The 13,139-nt window shown below is 39.8% G+C and carries 11 protein-coding genes; 1 reads left to right on the top strand and 10 read right to left on the bottom strand.

From position 1 onward, the window contains the following. Positions 1-4: 4 nt before the first annotated feature. The 4 genes from hutH to VB083_RS04135 form a co-directional block, all read right to left on the bottom strand. Entirely contained in the window at positions 5-1,540 is a 1,536-nt protein-coding gene (hutH, locus tag VB083_RS04120) for a histidine ammonia-lyase (RefSeq protein WP_323401771.1), read from the bottom strand. A gap of 161 nt (positions 1,541-1,701) precedes the next feature. Then, complete coding sequence (hcp, locus tag VB083_RS04125) at positions 1,702-3,348, bottom strand: hydroxylamine reductase (RefSeq protein WP_323401772.1); 1,647 nt, start codon at positions 3,346-3,348, stop codon at positions 1,702-1,704. 29 nt (positions 3,349-3,377) lie between these two features. Then, a complete protein-coding gene (locus VB083_RS04130) occupies positions 3,378-4,124 on the bottom strand; it encodes an ATP-binding protein (protein WP_323401773.1) in 747 nt (248 codons plus the stop codon). Continuing rightward, positions 4,093-4,533, bottom strand: coding sequence for an RrF2 family transcriptional regulator (locus VB083_RS04135; protein WP_213690072.1), 441 nt, complete (start codon positions 4,531-4,533; stop codon positions 4,093-4,095). The genes VB083_RS04130 and VB083_RS04135 overlap by 32 nt, the downstream gene beginning before the upstream one ends. 165 nt (positions 4,534-4,698) lie before the next feature. On the opposite strand from VB083_RS04135, the gene VB083_RS04140 reads away from it, so the two are divergent. Continuing rightward, on the top strand, positions 4,699-6,603 hold the full coding sequence (locus VB083_RS04140) for a diguanylate cyclase domain-containing protein (protein WP_213690073.1): 1,905 nt from the start codon (positions 4,699-4,701) through the stop codon (positions 6,601-6,603). On the opposite strand, the gene VB083_RS04145 is transcribed toward VB083_RS04140, so the two are convergent. From VB083_RS04145 to VB083_RS04170, 6 genes are all read right to left on the bottom strand, one after another. Then, positions 6,600-7,787 carry an aminotransferase class V-fold PLP-dependent enzyme gene (locus VB083_RS04145; RefSeq protein WP_213690074.1) on the bottom strand — a complete coding sequence of 396 codons (1,188 nt, stop codon included), beginning with the start codon at positions 7,785-7,787 and terminating at the stop codon, positions 6,600-6,602. The genes VB083_RS04140 and VB083_RS04145 overlap by 4 nt on opposite strands. A gap of 106 nt (positions 7,788-7,893) precedes the next feature. Then, entirely contained in the window at positions 7,894-8,478 is a 585-nt protein-coding gene (locus VB083_RS04150) for a DUF4234 domain-containing protein (RefSeq protein ID WP_213690104.1), read from the bottom strand. 23 nt (positions 8,479-8,501) lie between these two features. Beyond that, on the bottom strand, positions 8,502-9,236 hold the full coding sequence (locus VB083_RS04155) for a hypothetical protein (protein ID WP_213695529.1): 735 nt from the start codon (positions 9,234-9,236) through the stop codon (positions 8,502-8,504). Between the two features lie 21 nt (positions 9,237-9,257). After that, complete coding sequence (locus VB083_RS04160) at positions 9,258-10,505, bottom strand: SPFH domain-containing protein (RefSeq protein ID WP_213699220.1); 1,248 nt, start codon at positions 10,503-10,505, stop codon at positions 9,258-9,260. A 49-nt stretch (positions 10,506-10,554) separates the two neighbouring features. Then, on the bottom strand, positions 10,555-11,781 hold the full coding sequence (locus VB083_RS04165; RefSeq protein WP_213690077.1) for an MFS transporter: 1,227 nt from the start codon (positions 11,779-11,781) through the stop codon (positions 10,555-10,557). A gap of 27 nt (positions 11,782-11,808) precedes the next feature. Then, complete coding sequence (locus tag VB083_RS04170; protein ID WP_213699218.1) at positions 11,809-12,819, bottom strand: DHH family phosphoesterase; 1,011 nt, start codon at positions 12,817-12,819, stop codon at positions 11,809-11,811. Positions 12,820-13,139 lie beyond the last annotated feature (320 nt).

Consider the following 13,139-nt stretch of genomic DNA (forward strand, 5'->3'; position numbering starts at 1 on the left):
TCCGTTAGTCGAGAGGTCCTACAACCTCCTCTACAGCACTAAGGATTTCACTTCGATCCATAAGCTCTTGAACTCTTCGAATAAGGGGGTAAAGATAGTCATCATGTTTCAAGAAGGGGACAGCACTTCTAATCATACGATGGGCAGCTGCCGTTCCAAGACCTGGCTTAAGTAAAATACTGAAATCTAAGGCCTGAGCAGCTGAAAAGAACTCGATAGAAAGAACTCTTCTTGTGTTGTCAAGAATATTACGCCCCTTACGTGCACCATAAGTTCCCATAGAAACGTGATCCTCCTGATTAGCTGATGTAGGAATAGAATCAACAGAAGAGGGGTGAGCTAGAACTTTGTTTTCAGAAACTATAGATGCTGCTGCATATTGAGGAATCATGAAACCGCTATTTAAACCACTTTCATTAATAAGAAAAGGGGGAAGTCCAGAAAGAGAGCTATCGACAAGACGTGCAACTCTTCGTTCTGATATATTCGCAATTTCTGCCATGGCAATACCAAAAAAATCCATAGCTAAAGCCATAGGCTGCCCATGAAAGTTTCCGCCACTTATAGCCATGCGATCATCAACAAAAATAAGAGGGTTATCAGTTACTGCATTAATTTCTATAGAAACTTTATCCCAAATATATCCAATGGCATCTCGACTCGCACCATGTACCTGAGGAACACAACGAAGGGAATAGGCATCCTGAACGCGTTCTCCCTTAAATTTTTCAATAATCTGACTACCAGAAATTAGTTTGCGAATATTTGATGCAACTGTCATCTGCCCGTGATATGGACGGAGAGCATGTGTTCGCTCATCAAAAGCGTAAGGTACACCATGTAACGCTTCAAGAGAGAGTGACGCTGCTATATCTGCTAATTTCAGAGTATTGACACTATCGTAGAGAGCAAGAGCTGCAATAGCCGTCATAACAGTTGTTCCATTATTGAGGGCCAATCCTTCCTTAGCCTCAAGATGAAGGGGTTCCATGCCAAACTTACGAAGGAGACGAGCAGTAGATTGGCGACGACCTTTATAAAAAACTTCGCCAAGACCAAGAAGTGTAACAGCAAGGTGAGAAAGTGGGCATAAATCTCCACTTGATCCCACGGAACCCTGAGAAGGAATCATAGGATGGATACCTAAATTCAGATATTCGGTTAAACGCTGTAAAGTGGATACTCGAATTCCAGAATAGCCTCTTATAAGTGTATTAATGCGGAGTAACATAATAGCTCGCACTGTCTCTTCGTCAAAGGGAGCTCCAACGCCACAGGCATGGCTTTTAAGAAGGTTTTCTTGAAGCTGACGGCGATCTTTTCGTGAGATAGGAACAGTGGCCAAATCTCCAAATCCTGTATTAATACCATAAATAACTTCATTGCCTGACGCCCATTCATTGACAAGGGATGCTGCTTTATCAACAGCTTCAAGCGCATGAGGATCAAGCTCTACTTTGGCATTATTTCGCGCAACTTTTACTACATCTTCGATTGTAAGAGATTGCCCATCAAGAACAACAACTTCGCCGTGCTCCATATATATGCACCTCCTGGGAGTTATCTGAAAACTTCAATTTAGTGTATACCCAAAAGTGCTCTTTGACAATATTATTTTTCCTCACCAAATGTATCATACATCGAAAACGCCAGGAGGAACGATCCCCCTGGCGTGCCCTTTACATTTGCAGTTACAATCCTTTATCCAAGAATTGCCTTTAAATCTTCTTCTGGTGTCGTCACTGGCATGAGATTCAGTTTTTCATGCAACACCTCAAAAACAGGTTGTTTCACGAAAGCAGGCAAACTGGGACCAATACGCATATCTCTTATACCAAGATAGAGCAAAGAGAGAAGAATGCAGACTGCTTTCTGTTCATACCATGACAAAACGAGAGAAAGTGGCAAGCTATTTACATCAGTATTAAAAGCCTCCGCCAATGCCATGGCAATACGAACAGCTGAATAGGCATCGTTACATTGTCCCACATCCAACAAGCGCGGAATTCCTTCAATCTCTCCAAACTCAAGTTTGTTAAACCTATACTTTCCACATGCCAGAGTAAGGATAATGGTATCTTTAGGTGTCATCGTTGCCAGATCTGTATAATAACTTCGGCCTGGTTTGGCTCCGTCACACCCACCAATAAGGAAGAAATGACGAATCTTACCAGCTTTTACAAGATCTACAACTTTTCCTGCTACAGATAAAACAGTATTTCTGGCAAAACCAATAGTAATTGTATGATCAGGAGCATCTTCAGTAAAACCTGGCGCATTAAGAGCTGCTTCAATAATAGGGGTAAAATCTTTCTCCTCTCCAATATGGGTTATCCCTGGCCAGGCAACAAGACCTGTTGTAAAAATACGATCTTTATAGGAATCCTTAGGTTTTTGAATGCAGTTTGTCGTCATTAAAATAGCTCCGGGAAACCGGTCAAACTCTTCTCGCTGATCTTGCCACGCACCTCCATAATTCCCAACAAGATGCTTATATTTTTTCAATTCTGGATAGGCAAGACAGGGCAGCATTTCGCCATGAGTATAGATATTGATACCCTTTCCTTCTGTCTGCTTCAGCAAAAGCTCAAGGTCACGAAGATCGTGCCCAGAAACCACAATAGCTTTTCCCTTAAGAGGAGTGACACGTACTTTTGTTGGTTCGGGATGTCCATAACGAGATGTATTGGCTCTATCGAGAAGCTCCATAACCGAAATATTCCATCTTCCTGCATCAAGAGCTCTCGCAACCAAATCATCTACTGTAAAAGTTTCGTCGCTCAGGTATGTCAGAAAGTCGTGAAAAAATCCGTAAATATCGTCATCATCGTATCCTAAAACATGAGCATGATCTGTATAGGCAGCACTTCCCTTTAGCCCGAAAAGTATAAGATCCCGAAGACCCTGCATAACCTCACCATATTTTGCAGCCCAAGCTTCAGGTGTCACTTTTTCACCATCACGAATCATTTCATCTCGACTATCGGGAAGCATATAAGAGGCTGGCCCTTTAAGTTCCTCAGGTTTTTTCCCTGATTTCACACAAGCCTGCTCATATAAATCTCTCGCTTTTTCTTTTACGGAAGCTGCTTCTTTAAGCATTTTTTCCATACGTTCTTCATCAAAGTTGACATTCGTAATCGTTGTAAAAAGAGCCTTTATAACAAACACATCTATATTGCGATCAATAGTTCCCATTTCTCGCGCCTTACTGGCGTACATGGAAATACCTTTTGTTATATGGATGAGAAGATCTTGAAGATCGGAAACCTCTGGAGATTTGCCACAAACACCAAAAGCCGTGCAACCCGTCCCTTTCGCAGTCTGTTCACACTGGTAGCAATACATACTATCAATCCCTCCTCTTCTTTATAACGCTACTTTGAGAACACATATTTTGTCGTTTCTTTATCTATAATTTTTCCACCTATGCTTATTTTTATAAGCTTGAGCGTTATATTGATCTTAGCATGTTCTATGGCATGGGAGATAAGACGAACTAGACCACCACAACATGGAACTTCCATATATATGGCAGAGATAGACTTGGGTTCATTGGCAACAATAAGTTGGGATATTTTATCTATATAGGCTTGAGCATCATCAAGTTTAGGACATCCTATTAAACAAACAGAATTTTCTTCCAGAAGAAATTGTCTGTGAAAATCAGCAAAGGCGTAAGCAGTACAATCAGCAGCAATAATAAGGTTGGCATGATGAAGGTATGGAGCATTTATTGGCACTAAACGAATCTGAACTGGCCAATTCCCCAATTGTGATTTTTGAAGATCTGTTTTCAGTTTCTTTTCAGATGCTTTTTCAATTCTACTTGATGTACTTGTCTTTCTCAAATCTGTTGCCATAGAGCCAGGACACCTCGCCATATGGCGTTTTACAGCGTCTTCATCGTAAGGAGCAGCCTCTCTTTCTTCAAAAAATATTGCTTCCTGAGGACATTTTCCAATACAATCACCTAAACCATCACAATAAGATTCGCTGACAAGCTTTGCCTTTCCGTCAATAATCTGGATCGCACCTTCATGACATGCTTGGGCACATAAACCACAACCATTGCACTTTTCTTCATCAATCTTAATAATCTTCCTTTTCACCATATGACTCATACACTTCACCTCTTACCAGATCTGATAACAACTTATCCCGCAAATACCCTAAAAATTCTTGCGTCATTTTCTGCAACAGACTTCCGAAAATACAGATATGAAAGGGGCACTCTTCGCAATGGAGCAAACAATAATTTTCCTCAGTTTTACCCTCTATCTCTTCGTATATCTCAAGTAATGATATACTTTCAGCTGACCGAGCCAATTCAAAACCACCGCCAGGCCCCCGTGAAGACTCGACAAAACCTGCTTTGACCAAACGTTGAAAAACTTTCGCTAAATGAGCCTCTGAAACATTAATAATTTCCGCCATTTCTTTTATGCTCATTCGTTTACCAGTAACAGCTAAAAGTCCCATCCCATGAAAAGCAAGGGATGCCGCTTCAGAAATAGAAACTATCGAATGCATTATGTGCCTCCAATTTTTAAAATCAGGAATTATAGTACCTGAATTCCTTTATTTGTCAAGGCATTTTTTGACAGCCTTTATATTGACGATTAAACTTACGATAATAAGTTGGTGATAAGTAATATTTTACGTATAGTAGATACGTATAAAGGACAGGTGAAGCTCGTGTCGATACGCACAAAAACGCTGCTTATTATAATCATTGCCTTTATTGTTAATGCCTTTGCGGCGTTCTGTATTGCTGATCGCTTCATTTTAAAAAGATTTATTGATTTTGAAGAGCAGACTTTCGAAAAAGATAATCAAAGAGTTCTTGAAACGGTAAATTATTTCAGAGAAAATCTTGAATCAATCGCAAGTGATTGGGCACCATGGAACGACACTTATACCTTTGCTTCACAGTATAATGAAAAATATATTACAGACAACCTCATGGATGAAACCTTTACAAATCTCAACCTTAATCTTTTTCTTCTCCTTAACAATGACGGAAAAATTCTATATAGCACTCTTTTCGACACATCAACTTTTCAAAAAAAACCATTGATTCAAGAGTATGCAGATACCATAAAGGAAAGTATTCAAAATGGGGAAAAAGACGGTTCCTTTTCGGGGCTTATCTATATGGACAAACCTATGATTATTGCGCTTCACCCTATATTAAAAAGTGATTTCTCAGGGCCTTCCAAAGGATTTCTTGTCGTTGGACGTTATTTTGATGATAGTGCGCTGAAACAGGTTTCAACATATCTTGACATTTCTTTGAAGATTTTACCAACAGAAATCGATAATGAAGAATTTAACAGTGAATTGAAAGAACTCAAGCCTTGGCATACAAAATATAATTCGCTCTCTTCTTCGTTTTTAGAGGCCCAAACACTCATACCTGATATAGCAGGAAATCCCATCTTTCTTCTTGCAACAGCAAAAGAACGTACCCTTTTTCATTATGGACATCACACTGTTATTATTGTTCTTTTTCTTTTCCTCGGAGCACAGGGAGTTTTGGCAACTTTTATTCTCCTTTTCTTAAATAAAACGATACTTTTTCGCCTTCATCGTATGGCTAATAAAGTTAAAGAAATATCACATACCACTAATTTAGACCTCAGAGTATCCGATGAGGGAAAAGATGAAATTACTTTTTTATCTCATACTATAAACAACATGATCGACAACATTCAAAAAATATTAGATGCGGCTCCAGACATGTTTTTTATATGCGATATAAACGGAAATATTATTTTGTCTAATACACGAGCTTGTCAACTTCTTGATTATGAAAAAGAAGATCTCGTTGGTCATCCGCTCAACGCCTTTATCGGTCGAAATCCGTTGCCTGTTTTTGCACAAAAAGAGACAGCTCTTGTGAGAAAAAACGGAGATAGAATTCCCGTTGAATTTCAAGCTCAGAAACTCTCTCTCGGTAACAGAAAACTTATTCTTTCAATAGCAAGAGATATTTCTCATCGTAAAGATCTTGAAAATCGCCTTTATCATATGGCCTACAGAGATTCTCTAACAGGCCTTCCAAACAGGGCAAGTTTTATGGAGCGCCTTCACCGTATTCTCGGAGCAAATAAGCGAGGAAAAAGTATCCCCTTCCTTTTTATTATGATGGATGTAGATCACTTTAAAAATATTAATGATACATGTGGCCATCTTTATGGAGATCGTGTTTTACGGGAAGTAGGAAAACGCCTTCATTTTCTGCTCTCCGAAAATGATGTTTTTGCTCGTCTGGGAGGAGATGAATTCGTTCTACTTTTGCTGCATAAAGATAAGGAAGATGGTATGGCTTTTGCAGAGAAAGTCAAAGAGGTAATGAAGGACCCCCTGAAAATAAAAAATGTTTCAATAACTCTCTCTTTCAGCATGGGGATTATCACCAAAGCAGAGTGCTACAATTCTATTACAGACCTCTTTAGAGATTGCGATGTGGCATTGTACGAAGCGAAACGTCTAGGAGGAAATACTGCTGTCTTTTTTAATGAAGGGATAAAGAAAGCTTCCTGCCCGCAAGAGGGGATACATGGACAGGAAGCAGGGAACAGCGTTATTCGTTTTTAAGCTTTCGCCTTCACTGGGTGTGAAAGAATACTATTAAGAGCCGTAAGGCAAGAATCAATTTCTTCCTCTGTGTTGAAATATCCAACAGAGACACGTAATGCTCCTCCCATTGCTTCAGTACCAAGTGTTTTATGTGCAATCGGAGCGCAATGGAGCCCTGGCCGAGTCTCTATACCTGCTCTATCCACGAGTTCCGCAGCAATAATAGCGTGATCGTGTCCTTCAAAGTTAAGAGGGAAAACAGGCAGCCGTCCTTCCATAGTTTTTTTGCCCGCAAGAAGAATGGAAGGATTTTTATTTATTCCCTCAAGAAAACGAGCTCCCAACTCTATCTCGCGCGCATGTATCTTCGCCGGACCCTCTTTAATGAGCCATTGTAATGCAGCTCTCAAGCCAGCTATGCCTGGAAGATTAGGCGTTCCAGCTTCAAATTTATCAGGCATACAATCAGGTTGATATTCAAGGTGAGAAAAACTCCCCGTTCCCCCTTCAATAAACCAATCAACTTTCTCGGCAAAATCAGGATTCCAGACAATGCCACCTGTTCCTTGAGGTCCCATAAGTCCTTTATGCCCCGTAAAACAGAGAGCTGCCAAGCCTAAATCTGTCACATGAATGGGCAATACTCCTGCTGTCTGGGCAGAATCGATAACAAGGGGAACGCCAGCGGAACGACAAAGACGAGCTATTCCTTCTATATCTTGAATCGTTCCACACACGTTACTTGCATGGGTCATAACCATAAGATCGTATTTCTTTTCAGTTAAAGCCTCACCCAAAACATCAAGAGGAAGAACACCTTCACTGTCGCATTGGAGAACTCTAATTTCCACTCCGCGCTGCTGTTCAAGGCGTCGAAGAGGCCGCATGGAAGCATTATGTTCCATGCTACTCGTTAACACTCTCATTCCAGGTTTGAGAAAACCTTTAAGAACAACGTTTAGCGATTCGGTTATATTAGATGTGAAGGTTACATATCTAGGATCCGCATCTTCATATCCATGAAAAAATTCAGCCAACAATTCTCGACAATTTAAGACAAGGTCCATCGTCCCGAGATCACGTTTTGCTGTTGTCCCCCGGGCCAAATTTGCCCCTGAATTGACCAAAAAATCATACATTGCCTCTGGAACAACCTGAGGTTTCGGCCATGTTGTCGCCGCATTATTCAAATATATGGGCATATGACTTCACCTTCCGTTATATTTATTATAAAAATATATTATCACTAAATCTTTTTGACGCAAGAAAAAAGGTTGCTTCTTAAGAAGCAACCTCAAATTTATAACTTTAATTTGCTCGCTTGAAAACCCCGATATCGATAAGGCGATTTATATGATACTGAATATAGAAAAAAGTAAAAAAGAACGTCATTATCTTTGATGGAGCAATGTTAGGAAGAACATCTTCATCTCCAAAACTCGCAATATATTCACGAAGCATTTTTCTCATCTTAAAAGCAAGAATAATCCATGTAATCCATGATGCTATCCTCATAATGCCTTGTATTTCCGGATCTTGAATTGCAATGGAAAGCCCCCACAGAATAAGAGGTAAAGATGCCAACCATCCGGCAATTTTTTCTGTTCCTTTTAATTCATTAAAAGCCTTTTTTCTCAACAAAACCCATACTACTGGATATATACCGAAAGTAAGGATGGTAAAAAGAACTGCTATACCAACACTAACCCTCTTAAAAGCAATTTTTTCACCCGAAATCGATACTGGTGTAAAAACTGTTGAAGAGACTGATTCTTTTTCTATTTTCTTTTCCGGCAGAAGCGTTCCACAATATGCACAATATGTGGAACCTGGCTCATTGTTAGCACCACATGACGCACATGTCAGTTCCCTTTCAACATTGTCTGCTGCCATTCCATTTCCTCCTCAAATATAAACTATTTCATACGAGCGATAAGCTCTTCTCTGTCTGTTACATATTCCATAAGTTGTTTAAGATTTTCTAAAATCTTCTCCTCCTCAGAAGAACCTTGTTCTTCTACGGTAAAAAGATCAATTCCGTCTGAAATTTTCTCGATCATTTCGCTTATTTTCTTTTCAATGGGAAGGGCATCCTGACAACTTACAGGATCAGTGTATCTGATTTTTCCTACAAGCTTTTGGATCTCTAGCAAAACATCATCGCTCAATTCGTTATCTCGAGCTTGGGTAAGGACTCGGTTCAAACGATCTGTCCAAAGACGAATAGTATAGATATCTTCCTTCTCTTCTTTTTCCCTTGCCGTAATAGAAACAGCCGACATAAGCGTCGTTCCGCTTAATGACAAAAAAGCAGCTAATCCAATAATGTGCGTTACAGCATATCCTGTAACTGAGAATTCAAACCCCTTCCAGAAAAGGAGAGGATTAACAATCAAAAAAAGGTCGTAAAGAATTATAAGTGTTCCAAGACCAAAAAAAGCTGGCGTAGGAAGCCCCTTATCAAGATCTATACGAATCTGTAATAAACCAAACAAGAAAGAGATAACGATACCAACTAGGAGGAAGAAAAACGTTATCCAAAAATAAGCACTTCGTGCATCGGGCTCTGTCGTCATGAAGGAAACAGCAATAACAGCACTAAGAACTACCGCCATAACAAAAAGGAGAGCGAGACTCAATTTATTTTTCATTTTCATTAGAAACTCCTTCCCTTACTGGATAGGATTTTCATCTAGTTTCTGCCCGCAGGAAGGACAAAAACGAGCATTTAGATCTACGTTTTTTCCACATGAAGGACAGGTACGTTTCATTTCCCGGCCACAGAAAGGACAAAAACGCATATCAGCTCCTACCATATTGCCACACTGAGAACACTGAACGGGAACAGATGCCCCACATACTGGACATCTCATGGCTTCATCGGGAATATCATTGCCACATGATTGGCATAACCGTATTTTACGTCCACACTGAGAGCAAAATTGAGCATCGTTAGGAAGAAAAGCTCCACAATTAGAACAGGTAATGCCACTCGTCTTTGCTTGTTCTTTCGAACCATCGGTACGCAACTCCTCCGTCATACGAGCTGCCGTCTGTCCAAAAGCACCTCCAACGCCAACACCCATTCCCAAGCCTATTCCAGCCTGCATAAGGCCAGCGCCATTGCCTTCATTTTCCGCAGCCTTTTCGAGAGTGTCAAAACTTCGTTCCTGCTGATAGGAATACCCTAAAATATCCATTTCGGCCTTTTTAACAAGGGCATTTTTAAGTTGAATGACCACTGGGTCATCGTCTGGTACGTTCACTGAATTAGCAAAAAAATTAACGAGTTCAATACCATAATCTCCCAAGATGGGACGAATTTCCTCTTCCATATGAGCTGATATTTCATTGAGATATGCATTTAGCTCAAGAATAGTCTTTTTCTCAATAACAATGTAACTCGAAATTAGATCTTTAATACGCGTAGTAAGAAGACCCCTGAAAAAACGGGTCAGATTCTCTTTGGTAAAGAGAGCAACATTACCTACAAGTTTAAGTAGAAATTTGCGAGAATCAGCGATTCGTATTCCAAATTGTCCATAGGAACGAACAGGCAGCCACACTCCATATCGAGGATCTTGAATCTGAATAGGAGTTGGCGTTCCCCATTTAATATCAAGGGAATAGAGCTTATTGACATACCATACTTCTGCCTTAAAAGGTGATTTTCCCCCATAAGGAAGGTTCATAAAAGTCGAAATAAGAGGAATGTTATTTGTGCTTAATGTATGACGTCCAGCTGGGAAAAGATCAAAGGCCTGTCCATTTTTAAATAAAATAGCCTCCTGTGACTCTCGAACTACAAGTTGTGTCCATGTGGACAATTCATCGGAACGACCAGTCCCATCTACAAATTTCCAAGCAAAAACGTCGTGAGGATCGGGTCCGTTATACTCGACAACTTTTATAACTCCCATTGATGATCACACCTATCGTCATGGTTTTATATGTATCTTTTCTACCAGTTTATCTGTTTTGCGACAAGAGTTGTTTGCTACTTTTCCCTTTTACTATAAACCATCCTGTTCCCACTATTCCACAAAAAAATGCCGTGTAGAAATTAGCAGCAGGACTCACCATCCATAACAATGCTCCGCTAAAAGCCGCTACTGAAACAATGATATCGCGTATCATGTAGTATAAGCCAAACATGGCTGCACGACGGTCTGCCGGAGCTAAATCGAGAATAAGCGATTTCCTCGTTGGTTCACCAAACTCTTTAAATCCGCGAATAACAAATGCTCCTGCCAGCGGCCAAAAAGAATGAGAATGATAAAGTGCGATAGGAAAAATAGTAAAAAAGCAGAAAGTTATTGCAACGAAAATTTTTTTATTTCCCCTATCAGCTAGCCACGCCACTGGAATATAAATAAACATGGCAACAACCATCTCTATAGTTGTAAGAATCCCAAATTGAAAGGCTGAAACAGGATTAGCAATAGTCTTCATCGCCCAAACGACAACAAATGCATAAGGAATTTGTTCACAAAAACGAATCAATATATCTGAAATCAGTAAATTTTTAAGGTCTGTAGGCATAAGCTGAAAAACAATAAAAGGATTTTTTTCAGGGCGTTCTATGATTTCCCGATCAGGGGTAATAAGAATTTGTTGTAAAAAAAGGGCAAATCCAGCCAGTATGAACGCAATAACAAATGCAAGTCTGACCCCTGTTCTTTCTCCCCAAAAGCCTATCATTATTCCCCCTATAATAGGTCCTAGAGCCATAGGAATGCGTCTAATAAAGGAATGCATAGAAACACCCATAGTTCGCCTGTTAGAAGGTAAAACCTGAGCTATAAGCTTCATTGTCGCTGGTAAAGAAATAGCAGACCATGACAAAAACAAAAAGGAAGCCCCTATAACAGCCCACCAAAAAGGAAACAAAATAACGATAAGAAAACCAATCATTGCCAAGATATTGAAGAGAAAGAGGGACGTTTTTGTTCCTAAACGGTCGGCAAGATAGCCTCCCGGATATGAGTATAAGGCAGAAAGTAAATTATCAAGCCCATTAAGAAGGCCAATAGACAGAGGACCTCCTCCAAGAGCAATCAGGTATATAGGTAGAAAGCGTTCTGCTAATCTTTCTCCAAGACCGACTAATATAACCATGGAAAGAAGCCCGATCATACTTCGTTCCAAAGCTAAAAAGTTTAAAAACCTTTTCTTTAAATATGTAACTTTAAACATTTTATTTAATTTTACCTCTATTCTGTTCTAAGATTCTTCTTCCAACTTCATTGCATCTTTTAATAAATTCCCAAGATTGAGACTGGCAGATTCATTCCGCTCTTGAATTGTACGAACTGCAGCTTCAAGAGAACTTCTAATCTGTTCTTGCGTATAATATGGAGGAAAATAAAGAGCAGCAGAATCATCATGGCCGCCACCTCGCACTTTTTTACCATCTCGAAGAATACCAACTACACTACCTGCAATAGCATTTCGACTACGTAGAGACAAAACCCAATCTCCAAGAGCACGACGAGCAGCAACAGCAACGATTAACGGGGGATTATCACGTCGATCAAGAATGAGGCCACCGAAATCTGAAACATCTCCAAATTCGAGAATTCCATCTTCAACAAATGCAATATCCTTGAACCGATTTATAGTTGCAAGAGCTTTTTCAAACCGGATCTCTTGCCTTTTAATAAAATCACGAGCAGCCTCTTCTTCAAAAGGCTTCAAATGCGATGAAGGAGAAGCTGCCAAACGTGTTAAAACACTTTCAGGACCACATAATGTAATCATAGCCTGCCATAATCTGCTTTCTTCCCGCTGGTTCAACCATAAATCTCTATCGTTGGCAATATCCACCATGTCAGACAAACATTGGGATGCCGTACGAGGAGAGTGTTCAAGTAGCCATTCAAAGTAGACTTTTGCTGCACATTTTGATGTGTCGACAACTAGCCATGGACGATTGGCATAACGTTGAGCCGTTGTCTCATGATGATCAAAAACAAAGGGACAATTGAAAGGAAGGGTGTTTATATCGTAAGAATGATCAATCTCTTCTATAGTTTTTTCTTTTTGACAAAAAAGGTCGAGAACTATTGTAGGGATTTGTGCCTTTAAATTTTCGAGAATAAGACTATCCACACTACCATACCCAACAAGAGAAACTTTCACAGGAAACTCATTACGAAAATGATGCCATGCCACGGCAGCAGCAGTAATGCCGTCTAAATCTGTATGGCTGATAATATGACACATATATGCCATAAACATTCCCCCTAAAGATAAAAATCATGATACGTGTGTATTTCTTATTTTAACCGGAGTTTTCTAAAGATGTGTAGAAATTATCCACAAACGATGGATAAAAATATGATATGATTCCCTCTGCAAGAGTTTAGGTCATCCCTTGTGGGTAAAAACCATAAATTTTCCCCAACTATCCACAAGTTGTGAATAGTATGTGGATAGTTGGCAAAACTCCTGTACGACCCTTTGGTAAAGATTAGTCATTTTGACAGTTTATTTTTGAAATTCGAGTACTTTAGGTAACATGGGGCTTGTTCTCCTTTGAATAAATCGTGGAT

The sequence above is a fragment of the Aminobacterium sp. genome (assembly GCF_034926885.1).
In the GTDB taxonomy this organism is placed as follows: Bacteria; Synergistota; Synergistia; order Synergistales; family Aminobacteriaceae; genus Aminobacterium.